Raw genomic sequence first — 17,599 nt, forward strand, 5'->3', positions numbered from 1 at the left:
TGCGGCAGAGGGCTGATAGAGTGCCGGCCATGCATGGCCTGCACCTGACCGCCGACCTCCACGATTGCCGTTGCGAGACGCGTTGGCTTGTGGACGCGCAGGCCCTGGGGGCTGCATGCGTGAGGGCGGTCGATGCCGTGGGCCTGCAGGCGGTGGGCACGCTGTTCCATTCCTTTCCAGGTGGCCCGCACGGACCGGGCGGCGTCACGGCCACGGTTCTGCTGGCCGAGTCGCACCTGTGCGTGCACACCTGGCCCGAGCAGCGTGGTGCGACGCTCGATGTCTATGTCTGCAATTTTGGCGGCGATCACTCGGCCAAGGCGCAGGCGCTGACGGCGTCGCTCGAGGCGATCTTCATGCCGAAGCGCACGGAGCGGCATTCGCTGCAACGCGGCACGATCGGGGCGGAGCCCTTCCAGTGAGCATCCGCGCCATGATCCTCGCTGCCGGTCGCGGCGAACGGATGCGGCCGCTGACCGACCAGCGGCCCAAGCCACTGCTCGAGGTACGGGGCAAGCCGCTGATGCAATGGCCCATGGAAGCTCTGGCTGCCGGCGGCTTCGCGCGGCTGGTGGTCAATACCGGCTGGCTGGGCGAACAGATTGCTTTGCACTTTGGGCCGCGTCACGCCGCTTCCGAAATCGTCTATTCGCATGAGGCTCGCGACTTCGGCAGTGCGCTGGAGACGGCGGGCGGCATCGTGCGTGCGCTGCCGCTGCTGGGAGATGTCTTCTGGGTGCTGGCGGGCGACGTGTACGCGCCGGACTTCGCGTTCAGCCGGGCAGCGGTGGACCGTTTCGTGGCCAGCGGAAGGCTCGCGCACCTGTGGCTGGTGCCGAACCCACCGCACAACCCGCGTGGCGACTTCGGGATCTCGGCCGACGGCTTGGCCCTGAACGATGCGCCGGCGAAGCACACCTTTTCGACCATCGGCCTGTACCGCGCTGCACTTTTCGCGCCGCCTTACTGCGACATTCCGGCTGGCAACGCGGGCGGGGTCAAGGCGCCTCTCGCGCCCTTGCTGCGCGAGGCCATCGCCGGCGGCCGGGTCAGTGCCGAGCTCTACCGAGGCCCCTGGACCGACGTCGGTACGCCCGAGCGACTCGCAGCACTGAACGCGGAATGAAGCGGCCCGCACAGGGGCGGGACGGACAGTCGCCAGACCGGGAGACCCGCTGCATCAGGGCACATTGGCCGTTCGGATATGGAACGGCCGGCCCTCCATCGTGTAGCTGCCGCCGAACTCCATGTTGATGCTGCCGGTGGGCTGGACCGGACACCCGGTCGGCGGCTGGCAGGCCCATGACGTGCCCCGGTTCGCAAAGATCACGGAGCCGTAACGGTAGTTCGACACGGCCTTGCCTGTGTAGTCGGCAATGCTCAGCACCATGTTGTCGCTGGCAAAGTTGTCGGCGTCCTCCACCGCGATCGGGTCGACGATGCGCGAGTCCTGCAGGGTGCGCACCACGCTGCCGCTGTTGCCGTCGGAACTGAACCGAACCCATTGGATCTTGCGATCGCCGCGCGAGGCCACCAGCACCTGCTGGTTCAGCGGCTCGATGGTTCTGTTGTCCGGGTCGATCTTCGAGATGGCCAGCGAGGTCGGGTTCTTGCCGACGACCACTCGGCCTTTCTCGACGACATCCGTCGCCGTGGTGCCGGCCGGCACGTTGCCCAGTCCGTAGATCCGAAGCGAACCGCTCTCCGTCGCGACCCAGGCGCGATGGACCGAGCCGAACAGGGTAGTACGCACCGCCGTGGGCCGGTCGTCCAGCGCCACGCTGGCAATCACGGTCGGCGTCTGCTGCGGCTTGCTGGCGAAGGTGTAGGGCCACTGGTTGTCCGCGTAGCCCAGGTTCGTGAACTCGGTCGGACCGGCACCGAAGTAAACACTGTTGACGTAGCTGAACAGCGGTTTCAGGTCGATGAAGACGGCCTTCCTTTCCGATTTGGAGATCACCACCGCCACGCCCGCCCGTGCATATCGGTTGGCGTTGGTGCCGGTGCCCGTGAAAGTCGCACGCTTGGCCGGATCGGTCAGCGGCGTGTACGTCTCGCCCATGAACTCGCCGTACTTCTCGGGCAGCGCCGTCTGGAACTGGTCAAAGCCGGTGGTGACAGCGATCTCCGTGGGCGCGTTCATGCCCGGCAGGTCGACATAGCCCAGGACCTTCATGAACGCGGTGTTGCCCATGTTGGGCAGGCCCGGATAGACGGCCCCCCATTCGTGCCACCAGTCGTACCAGGCGCTGTACGTAGTGCTTCCGATGCCGGTCGGGGTACCGCCGTTGGGGTTGAGCGGGTCGCAGTTATTGCAGAGCCCGGCCAGCGAGATCACGGCCACCTGGCCTTTCAGCGCCACGGTATCCCACACCGTCACCAGCGCGTATTCGCTGTTGTTGGTGATCGCCAGGCCCGTCGGCACCTTGCCCTCGGGCAGCTTGAGCGAGGTCCGGTTGTTCGCCGTGTTGCTCCCGGCGGTGCCGATCAGGCCGTTGTTGAAGGCCACCAGCGAGGTCGCGCAGAAACCGGTCCGGCCGCCGCAACGCGCCACCGCGACCGGATCCCCGCTCACCAGGCCCGCACTCTTGTAAGTGGTGACGTTGTAGTTGTTGCGCCCGGCGCTGCCATCCCATGCCATGGCTTCCTGCCAAGGCAACTGCGGCGCTTGCGAGAAGGTGTTGTGGTCGACGGCGGAGATTTGCAGGTCGCCAACGCCCATGCGCACGGCCGGGTTGTCGGCCACGAAGCCCACGTGGGCTTGATTGGTCGAGTACAGGCCCGGATCTGCCGACACCGGGCCGCCGACCTGCCAGTTGCCGGCGTGATAGCTCAGGGTCTGGTCGCCGCGCTTGATCAAGGTCGGGATAGCGCTGTTGTCCACGGCCGGCGCGCTGCCATAGCGATAGCTGATGCCCTCTGCCTTCGCGAGCTTGGATGCCAGCGATCGGTAAGCGTCAGCAACGACGCGGCCGCTGCTGTCGACGACGTCGCCGGTGGGGATCGGAGCCGGCGCTGGTGCGGGAGCCGGCGCTGGTGCGGGAGCCGGCGCTGGTGCGGGAGCCGGCGCTGGTGCGGGAGCAGGCGCTGGTGCGGGAGCCGGCGCTGGTGCGGGAGCAGGCGCTGGTGCGGGAGCAGGCGCTGGCGCTGGTGCTGGTGTTGGTGCTGGTGCAGGCACGAGCGCGGCGTCGGCAGCGCCGAGCGAATAGCAGGCCTTCACTACGAAGGGTAGGGGATCGCGGCCGAAGAACTCGTTGGTGCACTGCCCAGTGCCAGTCACAGTCTTCACGAGCCACGAAGTGCCAGAGCCGTACTTCACCAAAGTGGCAAGAGGCACGGTGAAAGAAGCCCCCTCCTGGGCCAGCTGCGTTCCTGTGGTTGGTGCTGCTGCAGGTGCTGGTGCTGGCGCTGGTGCTGGCGCTGGTGCAGGCGCTGGTGCAGGCGCTGGCGCTGGCGCTGGTGTCGATGCGGCACCAGTGGGCTGGACGTAGCAGGCTTTCGCCACATAGGGCAGCGGGTCGCCGAAGGTCGCGTTGCTGCAGACGACGAACCCTGACAGGTACTTGGTCTGCCAGGTCGACTTGGCGCCGTACTTCACCGCCTGCAAGGTAGCCAATCTGAACCCTTGATTCTCCTCGGCGACCTTCGTCCAACTCGAATCGAGTGGCTTGTCCGACGATTCCGACTCTTTTGCGACCGCCAGATCTGCAACGGCGGGCGCGGGCGTCAGCGTGGCGTCGCCTGTGAACGAAACCGGAAATCCTCCACCGGAGCCACCTCCGCCGCCTCCACAACCCGCCAGGGCGCCCGCGGCAACAAAGAGGAGCAAAGCGCTTTTTTCCGTGACTTTCATCCAGGGCTCCGAATCGAGTTAACTTGTAAGTTCAGTCCTACGTTACTTTCATTCGGTTGCTTTGTTGCGCTTTCTAACGCCTTGGCGTTACGTTAGTTTCATATGGTTACTTGAGATTTCGGAATTCGCATACTGAAGAATTCGTTGTGGACAGCCGATGTCTGAGGGAAACAACAGCCAAAAAAAAGGCCCGCGCATCGGCGGGCCGTAAATTGGCTGAAGCGAGGGGCTATCAGGGCACGTTGGCCGACCGGAGCGTAAAGGGCCGGCCCTCCATCGTGTAGCTGCCGCCGAACTCCATGTTCATGTTGCCGGTCGCCTGGACCGGGCAACCGCCGGGCGGCTGGCAAGCCCAGGAGCCCCCGCGGCTTGCGAAGATCACGGGGCCGTAGCGATAGTTCGACACCGCCTTGCCCGTGTAGTCCGCAATGCTCAGCACCATGTTGTCGCTGGCAAAGTTGTCGGCGTCCTCTACCGCGATCGGGTCGATGATGCGCGAGTCCTGCAGGGTGCGAACAACGCTGCCGCTGTTGCCGTCGGACCCGAACCTCACCCACTGGATCTTGCGATCGCCGCGCGAGGCCACCAGCACCTGCTGGTTCAGCGGCTCGATGCTCTTGTTGTCCGGATCGATCTTCGAGATGGCCAAGGAGGTCGGGTTCTTGCCGATCACGACACGGCCCTTCTCGACCACGTCCGTCGCCGTGGTGCCGGTGGGAACGTTACCGAGTCCGTAGATCCGCAGCGAGCCTTCCTCGGTGGCGATCCAGGCGCGATGCACGTTGCCCATCAGAGTCGTCCGCACTGCCGTCGGCTTGTTGTCCAGTGCCACGGTCGAGATCACCGTCGGCGTCTGCTGCGGCTTGTACGCGAAGGTGTACGGCCATTGGCTGTCACCCTGCCCAAGGTTCGTGAACTCCGTCGGGCCATTGCCGAAGTAGACGCTGTTGACGTAGCTGAACAGCGGCTTCAGGTCGATGAACGCAGCCTTCTTCTCCGACTTGGAGATGACGACCGCCACACCCGCCTTCGCGTACCGGTTGGCATTGCTGCCCGAACCGCTGAAGCTGGCGCGCTTGGCCGGATCGGTCAGGGGCGAGTAGGTCTGGCCCATGAATTCCCCGCCCTTCTCCGGCAGCGCCGTCTGGAACTGGTCGAAGCCCGTGGTCACCGCGATTTCCGTCGGCGCGTTCATGCCTGGCAGGTCGATGTAGCCCAGCACCTTCATGAAGGCGATGTTGCCCATGTTCGGCAAGCCCGGGTACACACCCATCCACTCGTGCCACCAGTCATACCAGCGGTCGTAGGTCCCGCTGCGCATGCCCGTGGGCGTTCCGCCGTTGGGGTTGTACGGGTCGCAGTTGTTGCACAGCCCCGCCAGCGAGATCACCGCGACCTGGCCCTTCAGCGCCGTCGTGTCCCACACCGTCACCAGTGCGTATTCGCTGGTGTTGGTCACTGCGATGCCCGTGGGCACCTTGTTCGCGGGCAACTTGACCGAGCCGCGGTTGTTCGCCGTGTTGCTGCCGGCCGTGCCGATCAGGCCGTTGTTGAAGGCCACCAGCGAGGTCGAGCAGAAGCCCGTGCGTCCGCCGCAACGCGCCACCGCCACCGGGTCGCCGTTCGTGAGACCGGCCGTCTTGTAGGTGCTGACGTTGTAGTTGGTGCGCCCTGCGCTGCCGTCCCACGCTGCCGCTTCCTGCCACGGCAGCTGCGGTGACTGCGAGAAGGTGTTGTGGTCGATCGCCGAGATCTGCAGATCGCCCACGCCCATGCGCACCGCCGGGTTGTCCGCCACGAAGCCCACGTGGGCCTGATTGGTCGAATAAAGGCCAGCGTCGGCGAGCAGAGGGCCGCCGACTTGCCAGGTACCGGCGTGATAGCTCATGGTCTGGTCGCCGCGCTTGAATAGCGTCGGGATGCCGCTGTTGTCCACCGCCGGCGCGTTGCCGTAGCGGTAGGCAATGCCTTCTGCCTTGGCGAGAAGCGGCGCCATCGCACGGTACGCGCTGGCCTGCACGTTGCCCGCGCTGTCGACGACGTCTCCGGAGACGGCGGGAGCCGGGGCAGGGGCAGGGGCCGGCGCCGGAGCCGGGGACGGGGCCTGAGGTGCTGGTGCTGGTGCTGGTGCTGGTGCTGGTGCTGGTGCTGGTGCTGGTGCTGGTGCTGGTGCTGGTGCTGGTGCTGGCGCTGGTGCCGGCGCGGTCGCCGAGCCGAGCGAGTAGCAGGCCTTGGCGACAAAGGGCGCTGGGTCGCCGCCGAAGACCTCGTTCGTGCAGTTGACGCTGCCGCTCACGGTCTTTTGCGCCCACTTCCCATTGACGCCATATTGCACCAGCGTCGCGGAGGCCAGCGTGAAGGACGAGCCCTCGCTAGCCAGCCGCGTACCGGCTACGGGTGCGGGTGCGGGTGCGGGTGCAGGGGCTGGCGCCGGCGCAGCCGCGGTCTGCACATAGCACGCCTTCGCCACATAGGGCAGTGGGTCCCCGAAGGTCCCATTGCCGCAGGCTACCGAGCCTGACAGCGACTTGCTGGCGTAGGTGTCGTTTGCACCGTATTGAACGGGAGTGCCCGCAGCCGCTGTGAATGTTTGGCCCTCGTTCGCGATCTTGACCCAGCTGGAATCAAGCTTGCTGAGGGGCGCCGCGCCTTCCTTCGTCGCGGCAGATGATTCGGCCGGCGCGACGCCGGTGGAAGATGCGGTCGTTGGTGACGTCTCCGAGCCCAAAGCGGCAAAGCCGCCGCCGGAACCATTGCCTCCGCCCCCGCATCCTGCGAGTGCGCCTGCTGCAACAAAAAGCAGAAGCGCGCTTTTGTCTATGACTTTCAAACAAATCCCTCCTAGATTGATCAAGTTCGGGTTTGTACGGGTGATCCACTCCCCGGGCAACTCTTCTTGCACTTCCTTTCCTATGTGTATTGGGTTCCCTAGGGACGTGTTACTAACGTTGTGCTTGCTAACGCTTCCAACGCAAATTCGCGACGTTGGGTAAGTGGATTTCGGCGCGCGGTTTTGTAGGACGAGCGGCCGGAAGGCGGCGGAAACAAATAAAAAAGCCCGCGCGAGGCGGGCTTTTTTGGTCTGGAAGACGCCGGATCTCAGCAGATCAGGGCACGTTCGCAGTGCGAATGTTGAAAGGCTTGCCTTCCATGGCAAAGCTGCCGCCGAACTCGATGTTGACGCCGTTGGTAGGTTGCACGGGGCAACCACCGGGCGGCTGGCAGGACCAGGAGCCACCGCGACTGGCGAAGATGACGGAACCGTAGCGGTAGTTCGACACCTTCTTGCCTGCATAGTCCGCAATGCTCAGCACCATGTTGTCGCTGGCAAAGTTGTCGGCGTCTTCCACCGCGATCGGGTCGACGATGCGCGAGTCCTGCAGGGTGCGCACCACGCTGCCGCTGTTGCCGTCGGAACTGAACCGAACCCATTGGATCTTGCGGTCGCCGCGCGAGGCCACCAACACCTGCTGGTTCAGCGGCTCGATCGTCTTGTTGTCGGGGTCGATTTTCGAAGTCGCGAGCGATGTCGGGTTTCTGCCGATCGCGACACGGCCCTTCTCAACGACATCCGTCGCCGTGGTGCCGGTGGGAACGTTGCCCAGTCCGTAGATCCGCAGGGAACCTGATTCGGTGCCGATCCACGCGCGGTGCACGTTGCCGAACAGGGTCGTCTTTACAGCGGTGGGGCGGTCGTCCAGTGCCACGGTCGAGATCACCGTCGGCGTCTGCTGCGGCTTGTACGCGAAGGTGTACGGCCATTGGCTGTCACCCTGCCCAAGGTTCGTGAACTCCGTCGGGCCATTGCCGAAGTAGACGCTGTTGACGTAGCTGAACAGCGGCTTCAGGTCGATGAACGCAGCCTTCTTCTCCGACTTGGAGATGACAACCGCCACACCCGCCTTGGCGTACCGGTTCGCGTTGGTGCCCGAACCCGAGAACGTCGCGCGCTTGGCCGGATCGGTCAGGGGCGAGTAGGTCTGGCCCATGAATTCCCCGCCCTTGTCGCCCAAAGCGGTCTGGAACTGGTCGAAGCCGGTGGTCACCGCGATCTCGGTCGGCGCGTTCATGCCCGGCAGGTCGATGTAGCCCAGTACCTTCATGAAGGCGATGTTGCCCATGTTCGGCAAGCCCGGGTACACACCCATCCACTCGTGCCACCAGTCATACCACGCGTCGTAGCTGCCGTTCTTAGTGGAATCGTAGGGATTGCAGTTGTTGCACAGCCCGGCCAGCGAGATCACCGCGACCTGGCCCTTCATCGCCGTCGTGTCCCACACCGTCACCAGCGCGTATTCACTGGTGTTGGTTACTGCGATGCCCGTGGGCACCTTGTTCGCGGGCAGCTTGACGGAACCCTTGTTGTTCGCCGTATTGCTGCCGGCCGTGCCGATCAGGCCGTTGTTGAAGGCCACCAGCGAGGTCGAGCAGAAGCCCGTGCGTCCGCCGCAACGCGCCACCGCCACCGGGTCGCCGTTCGTGAGACCGGCCGTCTTGTAGGTGCTGACGTTGTAGTTGGTGCGCCCTGCGCTGCCGTCCCACGCCGCGGCTTCCTGCCACGGCAGCTGCGGCGCCTGCGAGAACGTGTTGTGGTCGACGGCCGAGATCTGCAGATCGCCCACCCCCATGCGCACCGCCGGGTTGTCCGCCACGAAGCCCACGTGGGCCTGGTTGGTCGAATAAAGGCCAGCGTCGGCGAGCAGAGGGCCGCCGACTTGCCAGGTACCGGCGTGATAGCTCATGGTCTGGTCCGAGCGCTGGGACAGCGTCGGAATGCCAGCGTTGTCGACCGGAGCCGGATTGCCGTAACGGTAAGCGATGCCCGCATCCTTGGCGAACTGGGCGGCAGTTGCCTTGTAGGCATCGGCCGCAATAGCGCCGGAAGTGTCGATCACTTCGTTCGGGACGGGGGTTGTACTGGCCGGAGCCTGGGTACTCGGCGTGGCATTGGTGCCCGAGCCCGAAACGGCGGCGGTACCGGTGCCAGCGCCAGCGCCAGCGGCGGTACTCGTGTCCGTCGTGGTGCCGGTGCTCGTAGCCGCGTCTGTTGCGGTAGCTGTCGCGCCGAGGGCGGCGAATCCACCGCCGCCGCCTCCGCCACCTCCTCCACAACCCGTGATGAGGGCGCTCGCGACCACCGTGAGCAGCGCAGCGCCTTTATATGAAAACTTCAACAAAAACACCTCCAGTTTGACAAGATAGTGATTTGTACGTGGGAGGACTCCTACAGGGCAACCCTTCTTGCAAATGTTTTCGTGATGTGTTTTCACTCTCCCAGGAGAGGGTTACAAAGGTATTGCATAGTCACGCTATGGCCGCAAATCATCAAACCTCTCGGCGTAAAGAACTTTCTTCTTATATGGGGCCGGACGCGGTTGCGATCGTCCCGACGGCGCCCGAGCGCCCCCGCAACCGGGACACTGATTTCCTGTTCCGGCACGACAGCTACTTCTATTACCTGACTGGGTTCGTCGAGCCCAACGCGCTTCTGGTGCTCACTAGCGAAGGACATGCCACCCTGTTCTGCGCTCCCAAGGACCTGGAGCGCGAGATCTGGGATGGCTACCGCCTGGGTCCCGACGCGGCAGCGGCGGAATTGGAGGTTGACCAAGCTTTCTCGATCGAGGAACTCGACAGCCGCATGCCGAAGCTCCTGGAAAACAAGAAAACAGTCTGGTATCCCTTCGCGACGCACAAGGGGCTCGAGTCGCGTGTTGACGGCTGGCTGTCGGCGGTACGCGCCAGGGTTCGCTACGGCGCGCTGTGCCCCGATGAGCAGCGGGACCTGTGTGGCCCGCTCGACGAGATGCGCCTGATCAAGGATGCGCACGAGCAGGACACGATGCGCCGTGCGGCACAGATCAGCGCCCGGGCCCATGTTCGCGCGATGCAGCTGTCGGCGCGCATGCTGCGCGAAGGCCGGGACGTGCGCGAGTACCACCTGGATGCCGAGTTGCTGCACGAGTTTCGCCTCGGCGGTTCGCAGTACCCGGCCTACACCTCCATCGTGGCCGCCGGCGCCAATGCCTGCGTGCTGCACTACCGCGCCGACGTGGCGCCGGTGCGCGACGGTGAGCTGGTGCTGATCGACGCAGGCTGCGAGCTGGACGGCTACGCGAGCGACATCACTCGCACCTTTCCGGCCAACGGCGTCTTCACCGGCCCGCAGCGTGCCCTCTATGAGCTGGTGCTGGCCAGTCAAGACGCAGCGATAGCCGCGACGCGAGCGGGCGCTCGCTTCAATGACCCTCACGAGGCGACGGTGAAGGTGCTGTCGCAGGGGATGCTGGACCTGCGGCTGCTCGACGCCGACAAAGTGGGCGGCGTGGACGACGTGATCGAGAAGCGCGCCTACTTTGCCTTCTACATGCACCGCACCGGCCATTGGCTGGGCATGGACGTGCACGACTGCGGCAGCTATGTGGAGCCCACGCAGGCCGGCGAGGTCAGCGAGCGAAGGGACCCGCTGTCGAACGAGCTGATCAAGAACCGCCCCAGCCGCATCCTGAAGCCGGGCATGGTGCTGACCATCGAGCCGGGCATCTATGTGCGGCCGGGCGAAGGCGTGCCGGAGCAGTTCCACAACATCGGCATTCGCATCGAAGACGACGCGATCGTGACCGAGACAGGCTGCGAGCTGATCTCGCGCGGGGTGCCGGTCAAGCCGGACGAGATCGAGGCATTGATGCGGGCCTAAGCCGCCTCGGCGGGGCTCAGCACTTGGCGAGCCCAGGCGGGCAGCCATGGTCCGTGGGGACGGACCTCGCCGCCCACCACGGAGGCGACCAGGTGGGGGCCTCCGGTGTCGGTGTCCGCTGCGTCGAACAACATGGCGAGTTGCACCTCGCGCACGGCCAGGCGCAGGTTCTCGAGGGTGCGCGGATAGCGCGCCATGATCTTGCTCACGGGGACGTCGTGGCCGCCCTCGTTCACGCGCTGCTGAACCCGGTCCAGAAGCCGGCGCGGATCGTCCAGGCACACCGCATAGAGCGCGACCTCGAATCCCAAGGCGCGCGCGTCGGCGATGAGCTGCAGCTTGGACGGATGCGAGAAGACGGTTTCGCTGACGAAGGCCTGTCCGGCGTCCAGTCGGTTCTTGCGCTGGACGTCGGCCCACGTTCGCGCCGCCTCGGAGCGTCGGACAGCATGGCGGATGTGGCCGAGCTGTTCACGCTCGTACAGGTCGGCGTTGACGAAGGGCAGTTGCGGGTAGCGCGGCTGAATCAGGTAGCGGTAGAGCGTCGACTTGCCGGCACCGTTCGGGCCGGCGATGAGGTGGAGAACGGGCATCAGGCCGCGCGGCGGCTGCGCGGACGCGTCTGCGACCTGGCGCGATTCTCGGCCACCGCGGCCTTGGCGCGCTCGGCCAGCGCGCCGGACTGGGCAAGAGCCAGGACGTGGCCGTGCAGGGCATCGAGCTCGGACGAGAGGGCCGGCGGCGCCTCGCCGGCAACGGTGTAACTTGCGCCTGCCTCGCGCGCGATCAATGCCTGGCTGTCCTGCGTGGAGAGACCCGTCTGCTCCAGCGCGCGGCCGAGCGTGGCCCAATACTCGATCTGGCTCGCCACTGAACGGCGCATGGGCTGGGCCGCATCGCGCGCCTTGTCGACCAGTGCGGCCGGCAGCTTGACGGAAGCAAAGGGGGTTGGCATCGGCATGTGTCACTCCTGATTGGCGCATTTTGCGCCAGATGGGCAATGCCCCGCAATTCAGCGGTTGCTCGGCAGGGCTGCCGCGAGATGCCCGCGCACAAAGGCTTCCTCGAAAATCGAATACCCCGACCAGTCGCTGTGCGCAAATACCAGGCGGCCGGCGACGATGCGCTCGTGCGTGCGGAGCCGGGCAAGCATTCCGGGTGCGGGAATGGCCATGGCATGACCATAGCGGGTGATCTCGATGCGTGTGGCGAGCGCGGCAAGATCGGGATGAGGCAGCGACAGCTCCGCCAGCAGTTCGTCGCGCCAGCCGCTCCAGGGCCGATCCAGCAGCAGGCGCCGGCCATCCGGGCCGTCGTAAGTGCTGGGGCCGAGCGGCCGGTACCAGCTCAGCACAGTGGCGCCCGGGGTCGGGTCCAGCGCCTGATGGCGCGCGTCGACATAGCCGAGCCCGCGTGTGCCGTAGACCACGTTGTCCCAGCTCGGCGCCGCGCCGGGCCGGTCGGCCAGCGGCCCGCGCAAGTGCACGTTGGCCACGAGCCAGGGGGCATAGCGCAATGCGGCGCCCGCATCGCGCAACGGCGCGGGCGGGTTCTCCACCACGCGGGCGGCGATGAAGCCCGGCAGCGCGACGATGCAGCGCTCCGCCTGCCAGCGCACGCGAGCCCCGGCGGGGGCATCGAAGGCCTCGACCTCGACGCCGGAGCGGGTCTCGGCGATGCGCAGCACTCCATGACCCGTCTTGAGGCGGTCCTCCAGCGGCGACGCGAGCCGCCGCGCAAGCCAGCCGTTGCCCTCGGGCCAGGTCAGCACCGCGTCGCGCTCGGCGTCCTCATCGCCGGGTGCATGGAAGCCGTGCCGGCTCGCGAAATAGTGGATGCCGGCCCAGGCCGAGACATGCGCGATACCGGCGCCGTAGTCGTCGCGGCAGCAGTAGTCGAGGTACCAGCGCAGCTGCGGATCGTCGAGTCCTTCGCGTTCGAGCCAGGCCGCGAAGGGCAGGGCGTCCAGTTCCAGCAGGCGCGGCGCGAGCGGCGCGCGCAGTGTCGGGATGGCGAAGCGCGCTTCGCGCCGAAGGGCTTCCACGCGCCGCGAGAACAGGCGGTACTGCGCAAGCGTGCGCTCGTGCAGGCCCTGCAGGGGCAGCAAGCCGTCCTGCCAGGCGCCCTGGAAGAACAACCGCTCCTGCGGGCTGTGGCAAAGGTGGCGTTCTTCGTACTCCCAGCGACCCCCCACGCGGCGGCGCAGGCCCAGTTCTTCGAGCAGGTCCTGCACCTCGTGTGCCTGGTCGCCCGGCAGCGGCAAGTAGTGGGCGCCGAGAGGGCAGGCGATGCCGCCCACCTGACCGCCGCGGCTGTTGCCACCCGCCTGGTCCTCGAGCTCGAGCAGCACGAAGTCCTCGATGCCGGCCATGCGCAAGGCGCGCGCGGCTGCCAATCCCGCCACACCGCCGCCGGCGATGACGACGCGCGTACGACGCGTGACCGAAGGCGCCTCGCTGCGGCGCCACACCTCGTCGCGCAGTGCGTGGCCGCGCGCGACATCGATGCCGTTGAAGCCGCCCTCGATCTCGTGCCGCTCGATGCAGGCGCCGAGCGCCAGCGCGCCGGCGGCACCGAGGAATGCGCGACGCTTCATCCTCCGTGGCCGACAACCTTGCCCCACTCCTGCTCGTAGGTCGTGACCAAAGTCTGGTTGGACAGCCGGTTTACCTCGGCCGGCACGCGCGCCATGTCGCGGGGAAACTCGAACAGCTGGGGCAGCGCCGGGAGGGCCAGGAAGCGCAGCCCCTCGGGCAAGGACTCGGGCAGCCGGTAAGGCCTGCGGCCCGCCACCACGAAGCCCCATTCGCCGAAGCTGGGCACATGCGCGTGGTAGGGCGTCGCCACCAGGCCGACGGACTCGATGGTGGTGACGACGGTCCAGAAGCTCTTGCGGGCGACGAGTGGCGAGGTGGTCTGGATCACGGCGTAGCCGCTGGCGGCGAGCCGCTTGTCGAGCAAGGCGTAGAACGAATTCGTGTAGAGCTTGCCGATCGCAAAGTTGGTCGGATCGGGAAAGTCGACCACGATCACGTCGAAGGCCTCGCCGGACTGCTGCAGCCATTGGAAGGCGTCGGTGTTGACGACCCTGACCTTCGGCGACTTGAGCGCACCGCCATTGAGGGCGGCCAGCGTCTCGTGCTCGCTGAACAGCCGCGTCATGTTCGGATCGAGCTCGACCAGCGTGATGCTCTCCACCGAGGGGTACTTGAGGATCTCGCGCACCGCCATGCCGTCGCCGCCGCCGAGCACGGCCACCTTCTTCGGTGCGCCTTGCGCCGCCATCACAGGATGCACCAGCGCCTCGTGGTAGCGGTACTCGTCGCGCTCGGCGAACTGCAGGTTGCCATTGAGGAAAAGCCGGTGCCCGGCGCCGCCGCGCGTAACGACGATGCGCTGGTAGGGCGAGCTCTCGCTGAAGACGATGCGGTCTTGGTAGAACTTGTCTTCCGCCAGCGTCGTGATGTGCCCCGCAAAGACGAAGGCGGCCGTCAGCACGGCCAGCGCCAGCGCGCAGGCCAGCGCATGCGCGCCCAGGCGGCGCAGCTCGTGCCTGAAGAGCCACAGGGCCCACAGCGCCACCGCCGCGTTCATGAGCCCGAAGAGCAGCCCGGTGCGGATCATGCCAAGCTGGGGCACCAGCAGCAGCGGGAAGGCGACCGACACCGCCAGCGCGCCCAGGTAGTCGAAGGTCAGCACCTGCGAGACCAGGTCCTTGAGCATCACGTTGCGGCGAAGGATGCGCATCACCAGCGGGATCTCGAGCCCGACCAGCGTGCCGACCGCCAGCACCAGGCCGTAGAGCAGCAGGCGGAACGCGCCGGGAATGTAGGCGTTGGCAATGAAGAGCAGCGCCGGCAACGCGCCCCCGATCAGCGCCACCATCAGCTCGATGCGCAGGAAGTGCGCCGGCAGCTGCCGCTCGAAGTAGCGCGAGAGCCAGGAGCCCACGCCCATCGCAAACAGGTAGGTGCCGATGATGGTGCTGAACTGCAGCACCGAATCGCCCAGCAGGTACGAGCTGAGCGCCGCGGCGCTCAGCTCGTACACCAGCCCGCAGGCCGCGACCACGAACACGCTGGCCAGCAGCGCGATCTCGACCGGCGGCGGGCCGCGCCCCGCCGCCGCGGGAGCCGGATTCAAGGCGGCCTCGCTCATCGAGCTCACCGAGAAATCAATGAATCGCGGCGGCGACGATGATGCTGATGCCCAGGCTCATCGCGGCCACGACGAGGCCGAGCGCCACGTTCTGCTTCTCGACGATCTCCTGCCACAGGTCGTAGGGCGTGAGCTTGTCGATGAGCACGAAGGTGATCCAGAACATCAGCACGCCGATGAGCGCGTAGAGGATCGAGCCCAGGAAGGCCGCGGGCCTCAGCCATTCAATTCCAAACATGAAGGACCTCCGGAAAAAAGAGTCATTTGTGGCCACCGCCACTGGAGTAGCCGCCATAGGAGCCGCCCGAGCTGCGCGAACCGCTCGAGCTGCTGGTGCAGGTGCTCAGGATGATCAAGAGGATGAGGATCACCACCATGATCAGGATGATGGTGCCGCAGCCGAGCTTGCCGGCCGCGCTCACCGGCAGCGCGTCGCCGCGTTTGAACATGTCGTTCTTGCCGTCGAGCTTGAAGGCTGCGGCCACCGCGGCACTGTCGATCTTGGTGCCGGAGGACCAGGTCAGCTCTTTGGCCGAGCGCTCCATCGACAACAGCGCGCTGCCGCTGGCGAAGTCGCGGTTGAAGGTCTTCTGGCCGCGCTCGACCTGCCAATAGAACTCGCCCGCCACGTAGCTGGTCTCGGCGTTGTAGGTGTACTGCTGCTGGTAGACCTTCCCGAGGTATGTGGCCCGCGCGCCGTTCTCGGCCATGGTGGGCGCACCGGTGGTGGGCTTGACCAGGCTCCAGCCATCCTCGGCATCGACCAGGAAGTTGAAGCCGCGCTTCTTGTTGTAGAGCAGGTACTCGTTCCAGCCGAAATGCTCGTCGTCGCCGGGCGCGACGCCCATGCGGTGCTGGAAACCGACCACCTGCCACTGTGCACCTTGCAGCTGGCCCGTGGTGCCGATGGGGATGAGCGGCTGCACCCGCTCGTCCTGCGTCGCGTGACGCAACTCGCCGCCGATACCCTGCGTCAGGTCGATGATGCTGTTGCAGGCGCGGCAGGTGACGCTCTTGCTCTCGGCAAAGTTGACTGTGACCGGCGAGCCGCAGTTCGGGCAGTTGAAGCTGCGGCCCTTTTCCTCTTTGGCTGATTCATCGCGCAGACCGGTCAGCTGCAGGTCCTCCAGCCGCACCGCTCGGCCGAGGTAGGCGCCCGGCGGCTGGGTGTCGTAGTCGAGGCTGAGCACCAGCCCCTGATCGTTGCGCAACTCGACCACGGCGAAAGGGCGGCCAAGCTCCGGCAGGCGCGGCAGCTCGCCTTGCGCAGAGACCAGTCGAACCTGCTGGTTCGAGGCTACCGTGTAGCTCTGGCCGTTGAATGCCGTGGTGGCGCCCACACGCAGCTCGGCCGGATGGGGCGCCTCGCGCTGCAACTCGTACGGCAGCGAGAAGACGAAGGCGCCGTTGTCCTCGCTGAGGACGCCGGTGCGCTCGCCGTCGAGCGCGGCGATCCACTCGGTCCACCGGCCGCCGTCGTAGCTGTACTGCAGCCGGCCGACCAGGGTGAAGGGCTGGTCCTGAATACGCCCTGCGGCGAACAGCTGCAACGGGCTGAAGTCGTCGAACAGCTCCGCCATCTTGCCGGTGCGCGCGAGCGTGTCGCCCTGGCGCACGACGGTGCTCTGGCAATAGGGGCAGACCGCGTGGGTGGACTGCGCCGACCGGAATTCGACCGGCGCGCCACAGCCAGGGCAGGGCGCGCGGTAGTAGCGCTGCTGGGAAGAGTCGGTGGCCACGAAAGGCGACGGCGAGGTCCGCTCACTGCGAGCTTGTCGAAGACGCTTCGACAGGCTCAACCGGAGCGGAGCGGCTCAGACCAGCTTCTTCAGCAGTTCCGCCTTCTTGGCGTCGAATTCTTCCTGCGTGAGGACGCCCTTGGTCTTGAGCTCGCCGAGCTTCTCGAGCGTGGTCATCACGTCGGCCGGATTGACCACGGCGACAGTGGGCTGCTGCTGCTGCGCCGCATCTGCAGCAGCAGGGACGGCGCCGGTACTCGCCGGATTGAGTCCCTGCTGAAGGTTCTGCGCCAGCACCTGGCCCAGCGCCACGCCGGCCCCGAGGCCCATCGCGTCGCCGGCAATGCCGCCGCCCTGGCCGGCGCCCTCGGCAAACTTCGGAATCGCCTGCGCCGTCTGGTACTGCATGAACTTGCCCATGTCGTTACCGACCATCCCCATGCCGATCTTCTGGTCGAGGATCTTCTGCAGCTCCTCCGGCAGTGAGACGTTCTGGACCGTGAGGGCCTCGAGCCGGATCCCGATCTTGGCGAACTCCGGCACCAGCTGCGCCGCCAGTGCCTGCGCGAACTGGATCTGGTTGGCCGCCAGGTCGAGGAAAGGGACACCGCTGGAGGCGATCGCGTTGCTGATGTTCTGTAGAACCAGGCCGCGCAGTTGGCCATCGAGGTCGGCCACGGTGTAAATGTCGCGCGTGCCCGAGATCTCTGTGTGGAAGAGCTTCGCGTCGCCGATGCGGAAGCTGAAGTTGCCGAAGGCGCGCAGGCGAACGGCGCCGAAGTCCTTGTCGCGGATGGTGATCGGCTGGGGCGTGCCCCATTTCTGATCGACCTGCTGGCGGGTGCTGAAGAAATAGACATCGCTCTTGAACGGGGACTCGAAGAGCTTGTCCCAATTCCTGAGGTAGGTGAGGACCGGGAGAGTCTGCGTCGTGAGCTTGTACATGCCCGGGCCGAACACGTCGGCCACCTGGCCCTCATTGACGAAAACCGCCACCTGCGACTCGCGTACCGTGAGCGAAGCGCCATTCTGGATTTCCATCTCCGCCATGGGGAAGCGCCACGCCAGCGTCCCGTCTCCAGTCTCGGTCCACTGGATGATGTCAATGAACTGTTTCTTGATGAAATCCATCAGCGCCACGATAACTCCTCG

14 protein-coding genes are annotated in these 17,599 nt (G+C 66.1%); 4 read left to right on the forward strand and 10 right to left on the reverse strand.

Annotated elements, in window-relative coordinates; genetic code table 11:
- Positions 1–29 precede the first annotated feature (29 nt).
- Both speD and G3W89_RS27950 read left to right on the forward strand, forming a co-directional pair.
- Positions 30–422: an adenosylmethionine decarboxylase gene (gene speD, locus G3W89_RS27945; protein WP_162577203.1), complete on the forward strand. Its 393-nt coding sequence runs from the start codon at positions 30–32 to the stop codon at positions 420–422.
- 11 nt (positions 423–433) lie between these two features.
- Entirely contained in the window at positions 434–1,126 is a 693-nt protein-coding gene (locus G3W89_RS27950; RefSeq protein ID WP_162577688.1) for a nucleotidyltransferase family protein, read from the forward strand.
- A 54-nt stretch (positions 1,127–1,180) separates the two neighbouring features.
- Here G3W89_RS27950 and G3W89_RS33120 read toward each other — a convergent pair whose 3' ends face one another.
- Both G3W89_RS33120 and G3W89_RS27960 read right to left on the reverse strand, forming a co-directional pair.
- Positions 1,181–3,616: a hypothetical protein gene (locus G3W89_RS33120; RefSeq protein ID WP_162572189.1), complete on the reverse strand. Its 2,436-nt coding sequence runs from the start codon at positions 3,614–3,616 to the stop codon at positions 1,181–1,183.
- Positions 3,617–4,085: 469 nt separating this feature from the next.
- On the reverse strand, positions 4,086–5,873 hold the full coding sequence (locus tag G3W89_RS27960) for a hypothetical protein (RefSeq protein ID WP_162572190.1): 1,788 nt from the start codon (positions 5,871–5,873) through the stop codon (positions 4,086–4,088).
- A gap of 89 nt (positions 5,874–5,962) precedes the next feature.
- Here G3W89_RS27960 and G3W89_RS33045 point away from each other — a divergent pair, with 89 nt between their 5' ends.
- Entirely contained in the window at positions 5,963–6,136 is a 174-nt protein-coding gene (locus G3W89_RS33045; RefSeq protein ID WP_174258297.1) for a membrane or secreted protein, read from the forward strand.
- An 824-nt stretch (positions 6,137–6,960) separates the two neighbouring features.
- Here G3W89_RS33045 and G3W89_RS27970 read toward each other — a convergent pair.
- Entirely contained in the window at positions 6,961–9,027 is a 2,067-nt protein-coding gene (locus tag G3W89_RS27970) for a hypothetical protein (protein WP_162577204.1), read from the reverse strand.
- A gap of 137 nt (positions 9,028–9,164) precedes the next feature.
- Here G3W89_RS27970 and G3W89_RS27975 point away from each other — a divergent pair, with 137 nt between their 5' ends.
- Positions 9,165–10,550, forward strand: coding sequence for an aminopeptidase P N-terminal domain-containing protein (locus G3W89_RS27975; RefSeq protein WP_162577205.1), 1,386 nt, complete (start codon positions 9,165–9,167; stop codon positions 10,548–10,550).
- Here G3W89_RS27975 and G3W89_RS27980 read toward each other — a convergent pair.
- From G3W89_RS27980 to G3W89_RS28010, 7 genes are all read right to left on the reverse strand, one after another.
- Positions 10,547–11,143, reverse strand: coding sequence for a zeta toxin family protein (locus G3W89_RS27980; RefSeq protein ID WP_162577206.1), 597 nt, complete (start codon positions 11,141–11,143; stop codon positions 10,547–10,549). The two genes, G3W89_RS27975 and G3W89_RS27980, sit on opposite strands and share 4 nt — an antisense overlap.
- On the reverse strand, positions 11,143–11,511 hold the full coding sequence (locus G3W89_RS27985) for a TA system antitoxin ParD family protein (protein ID WP_162577207.1): 369 nt from the start codon (positions 11,509–11,511) through the stop codon (positions 11,143–11,145). The genes G3W89_RS27980 and G3W89_RS27985 overlap by 1 nt, the downstream gene beginning before the upstream one ends.
- A gap of 51 nt (positions 11,512–11,562) precedes the next feature.
- Positions 11,563–13,146, reverse strand: coding sequence for an FAD-dependent oxidoreductase (locus G3W89_RS27990; RefSeq protein WP_162577208.1), 1,584 nt, complete (start codon positions 13,144–13,146; stop codon positions 11,563–11,565).
- Positions 13,143–14,708 carry a polyamine aminopropyltransferase gene (locus G3W89_RS27995; protein WP_174258298.1) on the reverse strand — a complete coding sequence of 522 codons (1,566 nt, stop codon included), beginning with the start codon at positions 14,706–14,708 and terminating at the stop codon, positions 13,143–13,145. Before G3W89_RS27995 ends, G3W89_RS27990 begins: the two co-directional genes overlap by 4 nt.
- Before the next feature lie 16 nt (positions 14,709–14,724).
- Complete coding sequence (locus G3W89_RS28000) at positions 14,725–14,946, reverse strand: DUF350 domain-containing protein (RefSeq protein WP_162577209.1); 222 nt, start codon at positions 14,944–14,946, stop codon at positions 14,725–14,727.
- 22 nt (positions 14,947–14,968) lie between these two features.
- Positions 14,969–16,447 carry a DUF4178 domain-containing protein gene (locus G3W89_RS28005; RefSeq protein WP_162577210.1) on the reverse strand — a complete coding sequence of 493 codons (1,479 nt, stop codon included), beginning with the start codon at positions 16,445–16,447 and terminating at the stop codon, positions 14,969–14,971.
- 75 nt (positions 16,448–16,522) lie between these two features.
- Positions 16,523–17,587 (reverse strand): SPFH domain-containing protein, encoded by a 1,065-nt coding sequence (locus G3W89_RS28010; RefSeq protein ID WP_162577211.1) that lies wholly within the window; start codon positions 17,585–17,587, stop codon positions 16,523–16,525.
- Positions 17,588–17,599: the final 12 nt, after the last annotated feature.

This window comes from Variovorax sp. PBL-H6 (assembly GCF_901827155.1).
GTDB lineage: Bacteria > Pseudomonadota > Gammaproteobacteria > Burkholderiales > Burkholderiaceae_C > Variovorax.